20 protein-coding genes and 1 other annotated feature are annotated in these 17,358 nt (G+C 39.3%); of the genes, 12 read left to right on the top strand and 8 right to left on the bottom strand.

Annotation, left to right across the window (positions count from 1 at the left end; all coding sequences use genetic code 11):
- The first annotated feature begins 635 nt into the window (after positions 1-635).
- Both NE257_RS11675 and NE257_RS11670 read left to right on the top strand, forming a co-directional pair.
- Positions 636-896, top strand: a complete 261-nt coding sequence (locus NE257_RS11675; protein ID WP_338127549.1) for a hypothetical protein — start codon at positions 636-638, stop codon at positions 894-896.
- Between the two features lie 30 nt (positions 897-926).
- Positions 927-1,352, top strand: coding sequence for a DUF2087 domain-containing protein (locus tag NE257_RS11670; RefSeq protein ID WP_338127548.1), 426 nt, complete (start codon positions 927-929; stop codon positions 1,350-1,352).
- A gap of 3 nt (positions 1,353-1,355) precedes the next feature.
- Here the strand turns inward: NE257_RS11670 and NE257_RS06545 are convergent, their stop codons facing one another.
- Positions 1,356-1,982 carry an SdpI family protein gene (locus tag NE257_RS06545; protein WP_251851889.1) on the bottom strand — a complete coding sequence of 209 codons (627 nt, stop codon included), beginning with the start codon at positions 1,980-1,982 and terminating at the stop codon, positions 1,356-1,358.
- Between the two features lie 113 nt (positions 1,983-2,095).
- Between NE257_RS06545 and NE257_RS06540 the strand changes: the two genes are divergently transcribed.
- Positions 2,096-2,908, top strand: a complete 813-nt coding sequence (locus NE257_RS06540) for an alpha/beta hydrolase (RefSeq protein ID WP_251886045.1) — start codon at positions 2,096-2,098, stop codon at positions 2,906-2,908.
- A gap of 289 nt (positions 2,909-3,197) precedes the next feature.
- Here NE257_RS06540 and NE257_RS06535 read toward each other — a convergent pair whose 3' ends face one another.
- Positions 3,198-3,668 carry an NUDIX hydrolase gene (locus tag NE257_RS06535; RefSeq protein WP_251851886.1) on the bottom strand — a complete coding sequence of 157 codons (471 nt, stop codon included), beginning with the start codon at positions 3,666-3,668 and terminating at the stop codon, positions 3,198-3,200.
- An 89-nt stretch (positions 3,669-3,757) separates the two neighbouring features.
- On the opposite strand from NE257_RS06535, the gene NE257_RS06530 reads away from it, so the two are divergent.
- Positions 3,758-4,261, top strand: a complete 504-nt coding sequence (locus NE257_RS06530; RefSeq protein ID WP_251886044.1) for a hypothetical protein — start codon at positions 3,758-3,760, stop codon at positions 4,259-4,261.
- 130 nt (positions 4,262-4,391) lie between these two features.
- Here the strand turns inward: NE257_RS06530 and NE257_RS06525 are convergent, their stop codons facing one another.
- Entirely contained in the window at positions 4,392-4,799 is a 408-nt protein-coding gene (locus NE257_RS06525; protein WP_251851884.1) for a GNAT family N-acetyltransferase, read from the bottom strand.
- A 206-nt stretch (positions 4,800-5,005) separates the two neighbouring features.
- Between NE257_RS06525 and NE257_RS06520 the strand changes: the two genes are divergently transcribed.
- From NE257_RS06520 to guaB, 8 genes are all read left to right on the top strand, one after another.
- Positions 5,006-5,278, top strand: a complete 273-nt coding sequence (locus tag NE257_RS06520; protein WP_251886043.1) for a DUF2922 family protein — start codon at positions 5,006-5,008, stop codon at positions 5,276-5,278.
- A 216-nt stretch (positions 5,279-5,494) separates the two neighbouring features.
- On the top strand, positions 5,495-6,211 hold the full coding sequence (gene rsmG, locus NE257_RS06515; protein ID WP_251886042.1) for a 16S rRNA (guanine(527)-N(7))-methyltransferase RsmG: 717 nt from the start codon (positions 5,495-5,497) through the stop codon (positions 6,209-6,211).
- A 12-nt stretch (positions 6,212-6,223) separates the two neighbouring features.
- Entirely contained in the window at positions 6,224-6,988 is a 765-nt protein-coding gene (locus NE257_RS06510) for a ParA family protein (RefSeq protein ID WP_007207853.1), read from the top strand.
- Positions 6,978-7,865 (top strand): ParB/RepB/Spo0J family partition protein, encoded by an 888-nt coding sequence (locus NE257_RS06505; RefSeq protein ID WP_007207854.1) that lies wholly within the window; start codon positions 6,978-6,980, stop codon positions 7,863-7,865. The genes NE257_RS06510 and NE257_RS06505 overlap by 11 nt, the downstream gene beginning before the upstream one ends.
- 24 nt (positions 7,866-7,889) lie before the next feature.
- On the top strand, positions 7,890-8,078 hold the full coding sequence (locus NE257_RS06500; RefSeq protein WP_007207855.1) for a DUF951 domain-containing protein: 189 nt from the start codon (positions 7,890-7,892) through the stop codon (positions 8,076-8,078).
- 7 nt (positions 8,079-8,085) lie between these two features.
- Positions 8,086-9,186, top strand: coding sequence for a redox-regulated ATPase YchF (gene ychF, locus NE257_RS06495; RefSeq protein ID WP_251886041.1), 1,101 nt, complete (start codon positions 8,086-8,088; stop codon positions 9,184-9,186).
- 22 nt (positions 9,187-9,208) lie between these two features.
- On the top strand, positions 9,209-9,907 hold the full coding sequence (locus tag NE257_RS06490; RefSeq protein ID WP_040366359.1) for a DUF1129 domain-containing protein: 699 nt from the start codon (positions 9,209-9,211) through the stop codon (positions 9,905-9,907).
- Positions 9,908-10,210: 303 nt separating this feature from the next.
- Entirely contained in the window at positions 10,211-11,695 is a 1,485-nt protein-coding gene (gene guaB / locus NE257_RS06485; protein WP_251886040.1) for an IMP dehydrogenase, read from the top strand.
- A gap of 97 nt (positions 11,696-11,792) precedes the next feature.
- Here guaB and NE257_RS06480 read toward each other — a convergent pair whose 3' ends face one another.
- The 5 genes from NE257_RS06480 to croR form a co-directional block, all read right to left on the bottom strand.
- Complete coding sequence (locus NE257_RS06480) at positions 11,793-12,500, bottom strand: polysaccharide deacetylase family protein (RefSeq protein WP_251886452.1); 708 nt, start codon at positions 12,498-12,500, stop codon at positions 11,793-11,795.
- A gap of 208 nt (positions 12,501-12,708) precedes the next feature.
- Positions 12,709-13,245 carry a hypothetical protein gene (locus NE257_RS06475; RefSeq protein ID WP_251886039.1) on the bottom strand — a complete coding sequence of 179 codons (537 nt, stop codon included), beginning with the start codon at positions 13,243-13,245 and terminating at the stop codon, positions 12,709-12,711.
- Positions 13,246-13,391: 146 nt separating this feature from the next.
- A complete protein-coding gene (gene serS, locus NE257_RS06470) occupies positions 13,392-14,672 on the bottom strand; it encodes a serine--tRNA ligase (protein ID WP_251886038.1) in 1,281 nt (426 codons plus the stop codon).
- A 57-nt stretch (positions 14,673-14,729) separates the two neighbouring features.
- Positions 14,730-14,927 (bottom strand) — a binding site (T-box leader).
- A gap of 34 nt (positions 14,928-14,961) precedes the next feature.
- A complete protein-coding gene (locus NE257_RS06465; protein ID WP_007207860.1) occupies positions 14,962-16,140 on the bottom strand; it encodes a sensor histidine kinase in 1,179 nt (392 codons plus the stop codon).
- Entirely contained in the window at positions 16,130-16,819 is a 690-nt protein-coding gene (gene croR, locus NE257_RS06460) for a response regulator transcription factor CroR (RefSeq protein ID WP_007207861.1), read from the bottom strand. Before croR ends, NE257_RS06465 begins: the two co-directional genes overlap by 11 nt.
- Positions 16,820-17,358 lie beyond the last annotated feature (539 nt).

Genomic DNA, 17,358 nt, shown 5'->3' with positions numbered 1-17,358 from the left:
TCTCAAGAGGAACCAATAGAAAGTATAGGCTAACTTGGGGTTCCTTTTTCTTTAGTTTTTTTGGAATCCGCTTAAGTGAAATGCATCTGAAATGAAATGGGGATAGAGACATTTTTTACTATAGTGGCAAGGCTTTAGTTGTTTCAGATACCATGTAGCCGAAAATAGTTTATTGAGAAAATAGGAGAGTATTTGATACTAACTAGTAGGAAAAAATGAGATAAAAAGTAAATGGAATCGTTTCAGGTAATCTGAAATAAAAAAATATACAGCCCCATAGGTAAAGGGCCACAGGGCTGTATATATTTTTTTACTCTCAGCGTTTTTGACTCCGTGTCTGACTCCGTTTTATTGATTTTAAATGTTATTAAATGACCATTTAACAGGTCACGTTTGATGTTTTTGACTCCGTATGAAGCCGTTTGATATCTAGTGATATAGTGATTTGAGTCTACATCGAACAAGGAAAAATAGCAAAAGTGACAGAATAAAACAACGCCTAGTACTACTCTTGTAAGAGTGTTGCTAGGCGTTGTTTCATGTGAAACAAAAAATACGTCTCCCAAAATAATTTGCAAACGATTTTTCGTTTTGTCAGAATATGAAAAAACAAATCGAAAGAAGGTTGGTTTATTATGGAAAATGCATTTAATCTGATTGAGTATAAAAATGGTTATAGTGCGAGCGATGAGACATTTCAATGTCTGTATTGTGAGCAGCAATATATGGTTGATGAAATTGTTGCGCTTGATGAAAAGCTAGTCACGGCCAGACATGCCATCAAAAAACATTTAATTGACCAACACGGAGGGCCACTTTTAGGTCTTTTAAGCCAGACTAAGGAACAATTAGGTGTGACACAAACGCAAAAAGATATTCTCGTGCTCTTTGCCTAACAATTAAGTGACACGATCATTGCTCAACGCTTGGAAATTTCGACATCAGCTGTCCGCAATCAACGATTTAAATTAAAAGAAAAAGAACGACAAGCCACGCAGTTTTTAAGTGTGATGAGTCTCTTAAACAATGGCCACGATTGGCAAGTACATCGCGGTGCAACGATGATTGATGAACGTTATCAGATTCATGAAGAAGAAAGACAACATGTCTGTGATACGTATTTTGACGAGCAAGGACGGCTAAAACAACTTCCCAGCAAAGAAAAACGGAAAATAATTGTACTCCAACAACTCAGTCAGCTGTTTGATTTTCAAAAAAATTATTCAGAACGTGCCGTAAATGATCTGTTGAAAATGAAAGTCGACGACTATGTAACTGTCCGCAGATACTTAATCGAGTATGACTTTTTCAGACGAACCAAAGATGGTGCAACGTATTGGAGACAAGGGTAGCTATCAAATACCTTTTCGATACAAAAAATAAGAATACGCAATCGGTAGGGCGATGGCCGCAATAATTGGAAGATAAATAAGCTTTGCAGCGAAGAAAGCTAAGAAAAAGACACAAGCCCCACAAACGAGAAACACTTTACCTGCAAAGCGATGCGTCATGTTCCAATTCTTCTCGCTATGCAAGGTCCAGGGAACTTTGATACCAATCGTCGTATTTTGTTTGGTATAAGGTAAAATAAAACCAATGGCAAGAAAAATAAGCGCAACGAAAATCTCAGGAAAATACCGCAATGAAGCGAGATTAACACCCAATGCATAGCCATAAATAGCTAACATACAAACAGATCCAATAATCGGTACCAGCCAATAGCTATAGCGGACAATCGTTTGGTTACGAGTATTTTGCGGGTCATTTTCAATAAAGAAAACCACAATCAGCTGAATAATAAGAAAAATCAAGGGCAAGCCAATGACAGTAAATGGCTTTGAACTCCAGCCATTAGGAACCCATTCACTAGAAAAATGAGTGGCTATTTGGTTAGGTAATTGGTGCCAAAAGAGCGCGCCTAATAAAGAAAAGAGAATGATTGGCAGGCAAGAACGTAACAGTCGTTTGTATTTTTTTGGCATAAGACATCTCCTCAAATCGTCATTCATTACTGTTATCATATGCCGTATAGCTCAAAGAAGCAACTCTTCATGGAGACTAAAACGTCAGGCAGCATCAAGGAAAGAGGAAAAGTATGACACGATTGCAAACAAAATTAGGTGAACTTTTTTATGTTTATCGAAGGGCAGATCAAAATCAACGAACGGTATTATTTATTCCAGGTTTTGTTGGAGATAGTTGTTATTATAATTTCAAATCGATTATTGACCGATTGCCTCCAGAATGTGGGTATTTAGCTATTGATACGATAGGAACGGGTCGTAGTATTCAGTCATACATGGAACGATCAACAGAAACTATTTTACAAAATTTAATAGCGGTCCTAAAGGAAGAGCAAATCACCAGTGTCACCCTTTTTGGCCATAGTATGGGAGGTAGTTATGCTTTATTATTTGCGTATCGCTATCCAGAATTAGTAGAGCAGATACTAGTAATCGAACCGACCTACAATGGAGTGAAGGCATTAGTAATAGCTGAAACAAAAGAACAGCAACACCAAACGCCAGAGAGCATTCAAAAAGCTAAAAACGAAGGCGAGTTAACAATTGAAGATTTTTTAGCAGTAGTCAATCCCAATAATTTACCAGGTGAACGCCTTGAAAATGCGACTATTTTTTTTGCTGCATATGGAAATCAGTCATTATTGTACGAAGATGACCACGTACTAAAGGTATTGGAAGACTTAGAGATCGTGGAGCAAAACGTACCAAAGAAAAAAATAGTTATCTTAGCAACGAATGAGCGGCTTACTGAATACCAACATTCGCTGTTTCTAAAATCCACTACTGTTCATCTGTATTCGGTCGCAGGGAATCATTATTTGCAGTGGAGCGCAGTGCTTTTTGTGAGTATGCACGTGAACCAGTTACTGACAAGCGAAAAATAAAAAAACTCACTAGTTGGGGGCTAGCGAGTCAGGGAGAAAGAAATGAAAAAAAGTTTGGTTTGTTTGGGTATGAGTGAAGTATAGCGAGTCGAACTTAAAGAAACCATAAAGCCAAAAAGAAAGAAAAAAACCTGCTAGTGGGGGCTAGCAGGTCAGGGAGAAAAGAAATGAAAAAAGGTTAGGTTTGTTTGGGTATGGATGAAGTATAAGCAAAAAAGATTAAAGGAGTACTAAGAAAGTTTGAAGAGTTTTTGAACATGTGTAAAAAATTCATGAACACTTGGTCTTTTTATCGAGCCAAATAATCAATAAAGGCAGGCTCTTGATTGATTATATGGGTGAAAGTTGAAAATGGCTGGTGAACGAGTTCATTTAAAATAGCTGGGCGTAGCTGTGTCACTTGCTCTTTGGGTAACCATTGCGATGTACAACCATCTTCACTTTTAGGATCTCGCTTCCTAGGATCACTAAGGTGCACGTCATAGACAAAAAGTAGTTGCTGATACGGCTGATTATCTATACAAAAGTGATTTTCAATTAGCGCTAATAAGCGATTTGAGGTGACTTGTAAAGCAGTCTCTTCAAAAAATTCACGGACAACGGCATCTTCTGTTGTTTCGCCAACTTTAATAGCGCCACCATGTAAGGTCTGTGTTCCGTCATTTTCAGTGGAAACAAGGTAATCATCGCCGTTTCGTAACAAACCACACGCGCGAATATCAACTGAAACACCAGCAATTTTTGTTCGAATATCTTGCATAAATTCATCTCCTTATTAGTGTCAGTATAGACTATCAAGGGAGCAAATACCTATTTATATGAAAACGAATTGTAAGAGGAGAGTAGCGAGTGAAAAAACTACGTGGGTTAAAGCGTAAGTGGCGCCGTATGTTCGAACATTTAGATACGCTAGCACACTTAGATGGACAGGAGGATGAAATTTTTATTGCAGAGTCCTTTAGTTATTACAAAAGAAAAATCACACAAGCACATCAAGCGGAAGTATTTGATAAATTGGTAGCTATTCTTCGCCAAAAGCAACGTACCGATTCTTCTAGAGAATATTTGTTGTGGTATTTGACAGAAGACGTTTTTGAATCAAGTATTTATATGTTTCCCTCTCTTTTTGAAGTCCAAAAATTTTTTAATGAACGAAATGCGAACCGTACTGATAGCGATCATTATCTACTCACAGTAGCGCCAGCAGTCACGCTACCAAGTTATCTAGTGAGTCGGATAGAAGAACCAATTGAGGCAATCAGTGTGAAGGCTAGACTAAAAGCACATTCAGATGAGACTAAAGTGGTACTTATTGCGAATGAAAAGCTAATACATGTGGCAAAAAGAGAGTGAAACTAAAAAAAAACTCGCTAGTTGGGGGCTAGCGAGTCAGGGAGAAAGAAATGAAAAAAAGTTTGGTTTGTTTGGGTATGAATAGAGTATAAGATGGGAAGCTTAAACAAACCTAAAAAGAGTAAAACACCTAAAATTCACGATAAAAGGCTACGGCTTCTCCTTGATCACAAGAGGAGAAGCCCATTTTTTGATAAAAATGCCGCGTGTCGGGTGCTTCTTCAGTGAGTAAAACTTTCTGCCGTACTTGTGGATAACTTTCAATCATTTTTTGCATTAACTGAGTGCCGATTGTTTGATTTTGGTAACTAGGTAGCACGAGTAGGTCTTGGATATATAAAATAGTTACGCCATCGCCTACCGCGCGTACCAATCCCACTAATTCGTCGCCGTTCCATGCTGATATAACAGCAATGGAGTGGGTTATGGCTGCTTGTAATTGCTCGGGATCCTGCGTATAAGCAGACCACCCCACTTGAGTGTAAAGGTTCATCAAATCAGGTAGAGCAATCGCGGCGTCTTGTTGATAAGTAATCATTATCGGTCCCTCCTAATAATCTGTGGATAACTTTTCTGTTTGTATGGACAGTTACATTGTATAACAAATGTATCATTATGCAAAATAAAGTGATAAATACCCATGTATATTTATACATAAAAGCATATCGATTCACAAAAAAGAAAACGCTTAATTTTTTGACATTTGTCTCTTTCATTTCGTTTATAGAGTAAAGGAGTGATTAAATGAGACGACTAAAGATTACATTTGAGAACAAAGAGGGACGGCGGCACACATTTGTAACGCAGAACTTTTCTGAGTTATTATCGAATGAAGAAATTGTTGCGATTGTAACGGATTTTTTGGCACAGGAGCAGTTTGCAGGGAATGGGGAATTTGAAAAGATTGTCAAAATTCGTATTGTTGAAAAGAAGACACAAAAGTTATTTTCGTGCTACCACTATAAAAATGAGCGTTATTACATTGCAAATAAACGAATGATGAGAAAACAATCATGAGTTTTCCGGAAAAGAAGTTGTTTCACGTGAAACAACTTCTTTTTTTTGTAATTAAAAAAACGCAATGATTTTTTAAAGGAATACACATAGAGGCTGGCATCTATTGTAAGAAGAGTGAATTTGCGGTAAACTTAGACTTAGTCTGTGAAACATTCAATCTGTTTCACGAAATTGAAAACGAGCCAGTTTAGGCTGCTTCGTTGAAAGGAACGATTCATGTTACCAGAAGAATTTAAGACTCAGCTACAAAGCCAAGGAATTCAGTTGACGGATGAACAAATGTACCAGTTTAAACGGTATTTCGAGCTATTGGTTGAGTGGAATGAAAAGATTAATTTAACGGCCATTACTGAAGAAAAAGAAGTGTACCTGAAGCATTTCTATGATTCAATTTTATTAGCATTTTCTGAGGATTTTGATGCCAGTGCGAGCTTGTGTGATGTTGGGTCCGGAGCTGGATTTCCAAGTATTCCTCTTAAAATAGTTTTTCCAACGTTACAAGTGACGATTGTGGATTCATTAAATAAGCGGATTATGTTTTTAAATGAGCTTGTCCAAGAACTAGGACTAGAGCAGGTTTCGTTATACCATGATCGTGCGGAAACATTCGGACAAAATCGCGATTTTCGCGAGTCGTTCGATTATGTGACTGCCCGTGCTGTGGCGCGCTTGAATGTCTTGAGCGAGCTATGCTTACCGTTAGTGAAAAAAGGCGGCGTGTTCTACGCTTTGAAGGCAACGAAAGCTGAAGAAGAATTGACAGAAGCCAAGCCAGCAATCGCACAACTAGGTGGAAAGTTCAAAGAAGATGTGGTTATGACGTTACCTATTACGGGTGACACACGTCATTTTGTAGTAATTGAAAAGAAAAAAGAAACACCAAAAAAATACCCGAGAAAGCCAGGGTTACCAAATAAACAACCGATTAAGTAGGGAGGATCTATCATGGCACGAATTATCTCAGTTGCGAATCAAAAAGGCGGCGTTGGCAAAACGACAACGACGGTTAACCTAGGATCTTGTTTGGCCTATATGGGTCAAAAAGTTCTCCTTGTCGATATGGATGCGCAAGGAAATGCTACAAGTGGTATGGGGATTCGCAAACCTGATGTGGAGCAAGATATCTACGATGTATTAGTCAATGAAGTGCCTATTGCAGATGCGATTTTGCCAAGTTCACGTGAAAATTTAGATATTGTACCAGCAACGTTGCAATTAGCGGGAGCAGAGATTGAATTGACTTCCATGATGGCACGCGAGTCTCGTTTGAAAACAGCCTTAAGTGAGCTTCATGCAAACTACGACTTTATTTTGATTGACTGTCCACCTTCATTAGGACATCTGACTATTAATGCCTTTACGGCAAGTGATGCGATTTTGATCCCTGTCCAATGTGAATATTATGCACTTGAAGGACTGAGTCAATTATTGAATACCGTTCGCTTGGTTCAAAAACACTTTAATCCAAGTCTAGAAATTGAAGGCGTGCTGTTAACGATGTTTGATGCTCGGACCAATTTAGGGGCTGAAGTCGTCGAAGAAGTTCGTCGCTATTTCCAAGAAAAAGTGTACGACACAGTGATTCCGAGAAATGTCCGTTTATCTGAAGCACCTAGTCATGGGCTATCGATTGTCGACTACGATATTCGCTCGAAAGGTGCTGAAGTGTATCAAGCATTAGCAAAGGAAGTGTTGGCTCGTGAAAAATAAGGGCAAAGGATTAGGTAAAGGAATAGACGCATTGTTTCAAGATATGGCTAGCTTGGAAGAAGTTGACGTTCAAAGAGATGAAGTAATCGAAGTCCCTTTAAATGAACTACGACCAAATCCCTATCAACCACGGAAGACATTTGATGAGTCTTCGTTGCAAGAGCTAGCTAGTTCTATAGAGCAATCTGGGGTCTTTCAACCAATCATTATTCGTAAGTCAGCGGTCAAAGGCTATGAAATTATTGCAGGTGAACGTCGGTTTCGGGCATCAAAACTAGCCAAAAAAGAAACCATTCCTGCAATCATCCGCTCATTTGATGAAGAAGCGATGATGCAAGTCGCCGTTCTTGAAAACTTGCAACGGGAAGACTTGAATCCGCTAGAAGAAGCAGAAGCCTATGATATGTTAATGAAGAATTTAAAGCTGACTCAAGCAGAAGTGGCTGAGCGCTTAGGTAAGAGCCGTCCGTATATCGCGAACTATTTGCGCCTTTTGGCATTACCCAAGCTAGTCAAAGAAATGGTACAAGATGAACGCTTATCGATGGGACAAGCGCGTACGCTCTTAGGGTTGAAGAAAAAAGATCAAATGCTAAAAATGGCCAATCGTTGCGTGAAAGAAAATCTAACTGTTCGTCAATTGGAGCAGTTGGTTGCAGCAACGAATGAAGCACGAGGCAAGAAGAAAGTCCCACGTATGATCAAAGAAAAGCCCTACTATCTAAGAGAAAGCGAAGACCGTCTCATGGATAAATTCGGTACGAGTGTAGAGATTCGTGAAAAAGAAGGCAAAGGGAAAATTGAAATCGAGTATCTTTCGCAAAGTGATTTGACTCGTATTTTAGACTTATTAGAAATTCATTTTGATGAAGCATAGCAAAACGAGTTGGAGGAAAGAAGCATGTACGATTTTGGAGACATTGTCATGATGAAAAAACCTCATGCTTGCCAAACGAATCGTTGGCAAATCATTCGTATGGGGGCAGACATCAAGATTAAATGCGAAAATTGTGGACACATCGTGATGATGCCACGCCGAGAATTTGATAAAAAATTAAAAAAAGTACTAGAAAAAGCAGAGAAAGAGTGAAGAAAAAATGGCATTGACTGCTGGAATCGTAGGATTACCAAACGTTGGTAAATCTACATTATTTAACGCAATTACGAAAGCGGGCGCTGAGGCGGCGAACTATCCGTTTGCAACAATCGACCCAAATGTAGGGATGGTGGAAGTACCAGATTGGCGCTTGCAACGATTAACAGAGCTTGTACGTCCTAAAAAGACTGTTCCGACAACTTTTGAATTTACCGATATTGCTGGGATTGTCCGTGGAGCAAGTAAAGGGGAAGGATTGGGCAACCAATTTTTGAGCCATATTCGCCAAGTTGATGCAATTTGTCATGTGGTTCGTTGTTTTGACGACGACAATATTACGCACGTAGAAGGTCGGGTTAATCCATTAGAAGATATTGATACAATTAACCTAGAATTAGTATTAGCCGACTTGGACTCGATTACGAAACGCTACACGCGCGTAGCCAAAGTCGCTAAAACCAAAGACAAACAAGCAGTCGCTGAATTAGCGGTGCTAGATAAAATTAAACCAGTCCTAGAAGAAGGACTATCTGCACGTTCCATTGAATTTACTGAAGAAGAACAAAAAATTGTCAAGAGCTTGTTCTTATTGACGACTAAACCAGTGCTGTACGTCGCTAATGTCGCAGAAGAAGATGTCGCTGATACAGAGGACAATCATTATGTTCAAGAAGTACGTAATTTTGCAGCAAGTGAAAATGCAGAAGTCATTGTCGTGTGTGCACGCGCTGAAGAAGAAATTGCTGAGTTAGAAGAAGAGGATAAGGCTGAATTTTTAGAAGCTTTAGGTATCGAAGAATCTGGCTTAGATAAATTAATCCGAGCAGCGTATGACTTACTGGGCTTGGCTACGTACTTTACAGCAGGTGAGCAAGAAGTAAGAGCTTGGACTTTCCGTAAAGGGATTAAAGCACCGCAAGCGGCCGGGATCATCCATTCTGATTTTGAACGAGGGTTTATTCGAGCTGAGACTGTTTCATTTGAAGATTTAGATCACTACGGCAATATGCAAGCAGCCAAAGAAGCAGGTCGTGTTCGTTTAGAAGGAAAAGAATACGTCGTGCAAGATGGCGATGTTATGTTGTTTAGATTTAATGTATAAGCGAGAGCAAGGGGGAAATAAGATGGAACCAGAAGTACTTCGTTCATACGTCAGTGAAAATAGAGAACTAGAAACACAACTGACCAAGCGCAATGAACAATATATCTTTGATTTAAAAAAATCAATGGTCGCAGCCAACCTTTCTGAAGAAGAACAAGCGAAAACATTACATGAAATGTTGCCAGTATTAGTAAGAGAACAAAAAACAGGGAAAACAGCTCGCCAATTATTTGGCACAGTCTCTGAAAAGATGGATCGTCTATTGGAAGAACCACCAGTCGAAGAAACAAAATCACCCTGGTGGATGTGGCTAGACAATACGTTGTTGATCTTTGGGTTATTTGGGGTTGTTACAGGCTTGATGAGTCTATTAACCAAAAGTGAGAGTCAGACATTTGGCTTTGTTACCCTACTTGTTACTTCAGCAGTAGGAGGATGGGTATTTTACCTGTCATACAAATACATTTACCAATATGAACAGCCCGGTGCTGACCGCAGTCAACGTCCGAAAATGTGGAAGACAATCTTGATTTTAATGGCTGCCTTTTTCGTTTGGTTTGCTCTATTGTCAGTAACACAGTTGTTACCAGCACCGTATAACTTTACCTTACCATCCATTGTGACGATTGCATTGGGTGCCGTGGCCCTAGCTGGTCGCTTTTATTTAAAGAAAAAATTCAACATCGCCAGCAGTATGGCAACACAACGTCCGAAAAAATAATGAGTGGCAAAGTTCTTAGCCTTTTGCTGAGAACTTTGCGTTATTCGTTTTAAGGAAGCGAATCATAAAGCAATTTGTGCTACTAAATCCAAAAAAACGACAAGCAAAAAGCCAGAACACCCAAAAGGTTGCAAAACAGTTTTTGAGTGTTCTTGTCTTTATATAGAATACTTAAAAAAACGAGAAGATTCTCAGTGAATTATTGCCAACGTCTCATTTCGAAAAGAAATCATTGACGTAGGCTCTTTTTTTTGCTATTTTCTTTGATAAAAATAAAAATGATTTGAAGGAGTGGTTACGAAAATGTCCAACTGGGAATCAAAATTCGCCAAGAAGGGTTTTACGTTCGATGATGTGTTACTGATACCTGCAGAAAGTCATGTTTTGCCAAACGATGTGGATATGAGCGTGCAGCTTGCAAAAAATTTAAAATTAAATATCCCCATTATCAGTGCCAGTATGGATACCGTAACAGATAGCAAAATGGCTATCGCAATGGCACGCCAAGGCGGATTGGGTGTCATTCATAAAAATATGAGTATTGCCGCGCAAGCTGATGAAGTTCGGAAAGTAAAACGTTCTGAAAGTGGCGTGATTATTGATCCATTTTTCTTAACGCCAGAACATACGATTGCGGAAGCAGAAGAATTAATGAGTCGCTACCGTATCAGTGGCGTACCGATCGTAGAAACACTAGATAGCCGCAAACTTATTGGTATCTTAACAAACCGTGACTTGCGCTTTGTTACAGATTATGCGGTTAGTATCTCTGAAGTGATGACAAAAGACAATTTGGTCACTGCGCCAGTCGGTACGTCTTTAAAAGAAGCAGAAAAAACATTACAAAAACACAAAATCGAAAAATTACCGTTGATTGATGAAGAGGGACGTTTGAGTGGCTTAATCACAATTAAGGATATCGAAAAAGTAATCGAGTTTCCTAAAGCAGCCAAAGATGAACATGGTAGATTGCTAGTTGCTGCAGCAGTCGGTGTGACGAGTGATACATTTGATCGCGCAGAGGCGTTATTAGAAGCGGGTGCTGATGCGATTATTATAGATACTGCTCATGGTCACAGTGCAGGAGTATTACGTAAGATTTCAGAAATTCGTGCGAAGTTCCCGGAAGCCACGTTAATTGCCGGTAACGTGGCGACAGCTGAAGGAACCAAAGCATTATATGATGCGGGTGTGGATGTTGTAAAAGTGGGGATTGGTCCAGGTTCAATCTGTACGACACGAGTCGTAGCGGGTGTCGGTGTGCCACAATTAACAGCAATTTATGATTCTGCATCAGTGGCTCGTCAATATGGCAAAGCTATTATCGCTGACGGTGGGATTAAATATTCTGGTGATATCGTGAAAGCTTTGGCAGCAGGTGGACATGCAGTTATGCTAGGTAGTATGTTAGCCGGTACTGATGAATCTCCTGGTGAATTTGAAATTTATCAAGGCCGTCGCTTTAAAACTTATCGTGGCATGGGCTCACTTGGTGCGATGGAAAAAGGTTCAAGTGATCGTTATTTCCAATCAGGTGTCAATGAAGCCAATAAGTTAGTTCCAGAAGGCATTGAAGGTCGTGTGGCGTATAAAGGAAGTGTCGCTGACATTCTTTTCCAATTAATCGGTGGTCTAAAAGCAGGTATGGGCTACGTTGGTGCAGGTACATTAAAAGCACTAAGAGAAGATGCACAATTTATTCAAATGAGTGGCAATGGCTTGAAAGAGTCTCACCCACATGATGTTCAAATTACCAAAGAGGCACCAAACTATTCTGTTCATTCATAAAATGGCGAGATAGTGTTAAAAAAGCCAACAAATCCAAAAGGTTTTCTCAAACTTTTGGATTTGTTGGCTTTTTTATTGTGGCTATGTTCAAATTCTTTTATGAAATGGCTCGTTCATCAGTGGCACTAAAATACTCGTGATACGCTTTTTCTTGTGATTGTAACAGCTGATTGATGGTCACGAGTTGGTACCCTTGTTGCTTGAGCCAATGAATAATTTTTGGTAAGGCAGTGACGGTACTTGGCTGAATATCATGCATGAGAATAATGCCATTATCAATAATCGTTTGTTGAATTTGCGTGAGTGTTTTTTCAGCATCTTTACTTGCCCAATCTCTAGAATCAACGTCCCACTGAATAATTGGTCGTCCTGCTGTTTGGGCTACGGTGGCATTCACTGCACCATAGGGAGGACGTACGAGTTTAGGTAGTTTGCCAGTAGCAAGATAAATTGCCTTGTCTGTATCTGTCAGCTCTTTTTGAATGGTAGCTAGTGGATAGCTTGGCAATTTGTAATGGTGATAGGTATGGCTGCCAATTTCATGTCCTTCATCCGCTACTCGTTTGACGAGTGTTGGGTAGCGCTCGGAGTTACTGCCTAATTGGAAGAAGGTGGCATGGACATTGTTATCCTTTAATGTGTCCAATATAGCGGGTGTTGTATTTGGGTCAGGGCCATCATCAAAGGTTAGGGCAATTTGTTTTTGATTTTCTTCGTTTTTTGGTGTCAACGACTGTGCCAAACTTGGATCAAGATACGATAAATCAAGGGCGGTCGCAAGTTGTGTAGTATAGGGTAAATGCACGGTTGTTTCTTCTAAGGCACCTTGCTTAGCAACTGTCACCGTCAATTCTTTGGGTGAATAGGTGATGGGCGTTTGCCATGTAAAAGCTGGGATTGCGAGCACGTCATCGAGTATGGCTTTTGGATTGCTTGCTTGATCAAGTAAGGCTTGTTGGGCCAACGTACGAATGACGGCTAGATTTTGTTCATTATTTTGTAAGAGCAGTTGACTAGTAATGGGTGCACCTGTTTGTGCTTGAATGTAGATCGTCTTTATTTTTTTTTTGCTGTTGTTGGACGAAAGCTTTTTTCCGAATATTCCATTGATAGTGTGTAATGCCGGCTTGGACTTTGCTGGCGTTTGGCGCATAGGACTGGACGTGGATATAAGAAAGCCAAAAATTATCACTGTTTTTATTCCATTTTTTGGTGATTGTTTGAAATTGACTGGTGATCTCTTCTTTGATATTGCTAGGAATAGCGGTATCACGTAAGTCGACAGCATAACTTTTTTCATCAGTAACTTGTATGGCCGACTCTTTTTGGAAATAAGATTGTTTGGCTTGACTAATCAGTTGAGATTTAGCAGCTGCTTGTTGTTTGGCGATGGTTTCTTGGTTGACTGTAGCAATTAAGTAAAAACTAGCAGGTAGAATAATCCCCAGTAACAGCACGAGTAATCCGATAAAGGTCCATTTATTTGTTAAAAAAGCAACGGTTTGCTTTGATGTTGTCTTTTTGGTGTGGCTACGAAATTTTTCTGACATAATTTCCTCCAAAGTGAAATATCATAGAAATAATTGTAACATTTTTGTAAAATAAATACAAAAGACTTCATCTTTTAAGCGATTAAAAGCCAAAAGATGAAGTCTTTGATTATCTGGATAAATAGAAGCAGTCAGAAAAGCTAGGCTTAGGCTTCTTTAGTAATTTTTGTCAGTCCGCCCATGTAGTTTACAAGTACGTCAGGGATTGTCACGCTACCGTCTGCATTTTGGTAGTTTTCTAAGACAGCTGCAACAGTGCGTCCAACGGCTAAACCTGAGCCATTTAATGTATGGACATAGCGGATCTTACCATTGCTGTCGCGGTAACGAATCATGGCACGGCGCGCTTGGAAATCCTCGGTATTTGAACAAGAACTGATTTCGCGGTACGTATTTTGGGCAGGAATCCATACTTCTAAGTCATATGTTTTCGCTGCAGAGAAGCCCATATCCCCAGTAGAAAGGGCAACGACACGGTAAGGAAGTTCTAGTTTTTGTAAAATTTCTTCTGCATTTTGAGTCATTTTTTCTAATTCTTCATATGAATGATCCGCATCACTGAATTTAACCATTTCTACTTTGTTAAATTGATGTAGACGGATTAATCCGCGAGTATCACGACCAGCACTACCAGCTTCAGAACGGAAAGAAGGGCTTAGTGCGGTAAAGTAGATGGGCAAATCTTTTTCATCCAAAATTTCTTGACTGTAAAAATTGGTCAAAGGAACTTCAGCAGTTGGGATAAGTGTTAAGTCGGTATTTTCTAGTTGGAAGACATCTTCTTTGAATTTTGGAAATTGTCCTGTACCAAACATTGCTTGACTGTTTACAATATAAGGGGTAATCATTTCTGTGTAGCCTTGTTCATAGACATGGAGATCCAGCATAAAGTTGTAAAGGGCGCGTTCTAGGCGAGCACCTAGACCTTTGTAATAGACAAAACGGCTACCTGAAACTTTTGCACCACGTTCAAAGTCGAGAATACCAAGATCTTCCGCTACTTCCCAATGTGGTTTTGGTTCAAAGTCAAATTCACGCGTTTTATGCCAACGACGTACTTCAACATTATCCTCTTCATTCGCACCAATAGGCACACTGTCATCAGGAATATTTGGCAAAGTAACAGCTATTTGCGTTAATTTTTCATCAATCGTCGCTAAAGTGCCATCAAGTTCTTTAATTTTTTGCCCGACTTGCTTCATTTCTTCAATTTTTTCGGTTGCGTCTTCTTTGCTTCTTTTTAGTTGGGCGATTTCGGCAGAGACATCATTACGGTGTTTTTTTAGTTCTTCTGTTTCGACCAATAAACGGCGGCGTTCTTCATCCAGTCCGACAAATTCGTTGATTTTGTCTTCAGCGACGCCTCTCGTGGCTAATTTTTCTTTTACTTGTTCAATGTTTTGACGGATCACTTTAATGTCTAACATTTTTGTTCCTCCTTAGCTTAATTGTATAAAAAAAGACTACTCCATCCCATAAAAAGTGCTTGGGACGAAGTAGTTATTCGCGGTACCACCCAAGTTCAGCCTAGTGCTGCCCTTGAAATCTCGTAACCTGAGAAAAGGATCTCTCTTTCAAAAGATACATACAATAGAACTGGATTCCAGTCTTGCTCAATGCTAATTTGCACCAACCATTAGCTCTCTTTAAAAGACACAATCTGTACTAGGTTCAATGTTGAACTATTAAATTTTCTCTAGCATAGCGGAAAATAGCTTATTCGTCAACTATTGTCTTAGTGAGAGGCTTTGTCGCTTCAATAGGTAAATGAATAATGAAAGAAGTCCACTGCGGATTGGATGTGGCATAGATGTAGCCACCATGTAGGGCGACAATGCTTTGCGCGATGGCCAATCCTAATCCTGTGCCGCCTGTTTCTTGTGAGCGCGACTCTTCCACGCGATAGAAGCGATCAAACAACAGATCTAAGGACCGTTTTGGAATCATTTTGCCGTTATTTTTGACCGTAATGACCGCTTCGGTACCGACTTTTTCGACCGACATGATAATGGTATCGGCATTTTTCCCGTATTTAAAGGCATTCGTTAATAAGTTACTAAAGACGCGTACCAATTTTTCTGTATCGCCATCCATCATCATTTGCTCAGGATTGGCCACGGTCTGAATGGCGATGCCTTTTTTATTCGCTTCTAGTTCAAAATCAGCCGCCAATTGTTCAATGAGTTGCACCATATCAAATGAAATGACATGAAGCGGGTTACTTGGCTGTCTGACTTTCGTGTATTCAAATAAATCGTCTACCAAAGACTTCATTTGTTTGGCTTTAATATAGGCCGTGTGGGTATATTTCAATAAATCCTCTTCAGAACGATACTGGCGGTCTTCAATTAAACCTAAATAACCGATGATTGACGTCAGTGGTGTGCGAATATCGTGGCTGACATTGGTGATTAATTCATCCTTAGACTTTTCAATCCGGCGCTCATCTTCAATGGCAGCAACCGTACTATCCACTAGGCCGTTGACACTGGTCACGACACGGTTAAGGTCACCGCTTAGTTCAAAGGGGATGCGGTGGTCGTAGTTTCCATCAGCAATGTAGTGCAGTTCACTAATAATGTGACGTAGCTGCATTTGATGGTAACGACGGATCAAGCGCCAATACAGCACAATACCATCTAATAGTAGAAAGAGTGGAAATAAAATATAGCGAGCATTCAAAAAAATATCTGTCTTGAAGTTTTCCGCAAAGATAAACCGTGCTTGGAAGACCGCATCTTGTAAAGAGGGGGCACTATTTACCAAGTTTGAAAGAATGACGACAATTGCGACATTTAATAGTAGAAGTAAGACGATGGTCACGATTGCTTCTGCAAATAGCTCGCTAATTTCCTTGGAAGTTAATACGACACGTTTATGAGAATCATTTCGCATCAATTTTGTAACCTACACCCCAGACCGTTTGAATAATTTTTTCGCCACCGGTTGCTTCTTCAATTTTATCCCGCAGATGACTGACGTGAACCATCACTGTTTTTGCGGAAACGACACTTTCTTGTTTCCAAACACGTTCAAAAATTTCGTCCGCGCTGAAAACACGATTCGGATGAGAAGCAAGCAGGTAGAGAATACCAAATTCAAGAGCTGTTAATTGGATGTCCTTTCCATCTAATGTCTTTACTTCATGTGAATCACGATTAATAATAAGAGAACTTACTTCAAGTACATCAGGTTGATCCGCCGTTACTTGCATGGTACTGCGACGCAAAAGTGACTTCACGCGAGCCATTACTTCTAATGGATTAAAAGGTTTTGTCACGTAATCGTCCGCACCAGCAACCAATCCTTTGATTTTATCCATATCCGTTGTTTTAGCAGTTAGCAAAATAATAGGGAGTTGCGATTCTTTTCGTAAAATTTTTACGACCTGCATGCCATCTACTTCAGGCATCATGATATCTAAGATTAATAGTTCAATATCATTGATGGTTCGAACTTTCGAAAGAGCTTCACGACCGTTATATGCTTGAATTGGCTCATACCCTTCATTTTTTAAATAAATACTCAATAGTTCAACGATCTCTTTATCATCATCAGCGACTAAAATCTTCATGTACAAACTCCTCCTATATCATTGTTCCATTCATTTATGTATAGTGTATCATCAAAAGTAAGAATAGAAAAATTTGATTAAAAAATTTAAGAGATATTAATAAAAAATAACAGTAAAGGTTTATTTCCGAACGAAAATTTCCATTCAAGTCTATAAGTTGACTATAAATAAGAAGAAAACGAATGAATGGAGAGGGAAACTTGAAAATCAAGAATGGTACACGAACGTTGGTCTATCAAGGATTTCAGTTGACTAATCTTAAAAAACTTGTTATATTAATAGACGTCTTAAAAAGAGAGCTTCATTTGAAATTTTATTTTTAAAAAGTGTTGACGAGCGTCAAATCAGATGGTAATATAACGAAGTTGATTTGTTTCTAGTTTTATAAATGCTGATGCAGCAGTTTAAAAAGCGAAAAAACATGTTGACAAATAACATTTCATTTGATAAGATAATCAAGTCGCTAAATGAGCGTCGAAAAACATTTTTAAAAATCTTATTTCTAACTGTTGACAACTCAACAAAGAAGTGTTAGGATG

The sequence above is a fragment of the Enterococcus italicus genome, from assembly GCF_023743875.1.
Classification (GTDB): Bacteria; Bacillota; Bacilli; order Lactobacillales; family Enterococcaceae; genus Enterococcus_G; species Enterococcus_G italicus.
The sequence above is the reverse complement of the archived record's forward strand: the minus strand, read 5'-3'. Positions and strand labels throughout refer to the sequence as shown.

Coding starts and splice junctions, on each gene's coding strand:
- NE257_RS06500 (WP_007207855.1), top strand. CDS start 7,890: ATGTACGATTTTGGAGACATTGTCATGATGAAAAAACCTCATGCTTGC.
- guaB (WP_251886040.1), top strand. CDS start 10,211: ATGTCCAACTGGGAATCAAAATTCGCCAAGAAGGGTTTTACGTTCGAT.
- NE257_RS06545 (WP_251851889.1), bottom strand. CDS start 1,982: ATGCCAAAAAAATACAAACGACTGTTACGTTCTTGCCTGCCAATCATT.
- croR (WP_007207861.1), bottom strand. CDS start 16,819: ATGAAGATTTTAGTCGCTGATGATGATAAAGAGATCGTTGAACTATTG.
- NE257_RS06535 (WP_251851886.1), bottom strand. CDS start 3,668: ATGCAAGATATTCGAACAAAAATTGCTGGTGTTTCAGTTGATATTCGC.
- NE257_RS06475 (WP_251886039.1), bottom strand. CDS start 13,245: ATGTCAGAAAAATTTCGTAGCCACACCAAAAAGACAACATCAAAGCAA.
- NE257_RS06465 (WP_007207860.1), bottom strand. CDS start 16,140: ATGCGAAATGATTCTCATAAACGTGTCGTATTAACTTCCAAGGAAATT.
- NE257_RS06490 (WP_040366359.1), top strand. CDS start 9,209: ATGGAACCAGAAGTACTTCGTTCATACGTCAGTGAAAATAGAGAACTA.
- NE257_RS06540 (WP_251886045.1), top strand. CDS start 2,096: ATGACACGATTGCAAACAAAATTAGGTGAACTTTTTTATGTTTATCGA.
- NE257_RS06510 (WP_007207853.1), top strand. CDS start 6,224: ATGGCACGAATTATCTCAGTTGCGAATCAAAAAGGCGGCGTTGGCAAA.
- serS (WP_251886038.1), bottom strand. CDS start 14,672: ATGTTAGACATTAAAGTGATCCGTCAAAACATTGAACAAGTAAAAGAA.
- NE257_RS06525 (WP_251851884.1), bottom strand. CDS start 4,799: ATGATTACTTATCAACAAGACGCCGCGATTGCTCTACCTGATTTGATG.
- NE257_RS06520 (WP_251886043.1), top strand. CDS start 5,006: ATGAGACGACTAAAGATTACATTTGAGAACAAAGAGGGACGGCGGCAC.
- ychF (WP_251886041.1), top strand. CDS start 8,086: ATGGCATTGACTGCTGGAATCGTAGGATTACCAAACGTTGGTAAATCT.
- rsmG (WP_251886042.1), top strand. CDS start 5,495: ATGTTACCAGAAGAATTTAAGACTCAGCTACAAAGCCAAGGAATTCAG.
- NE257_RS11675 (WP_338127549.1), top strand. CDS start 636: ATGGAAAATGCATTTAATCTGATTGAGTATAAAAATGGTTATAGTGCG.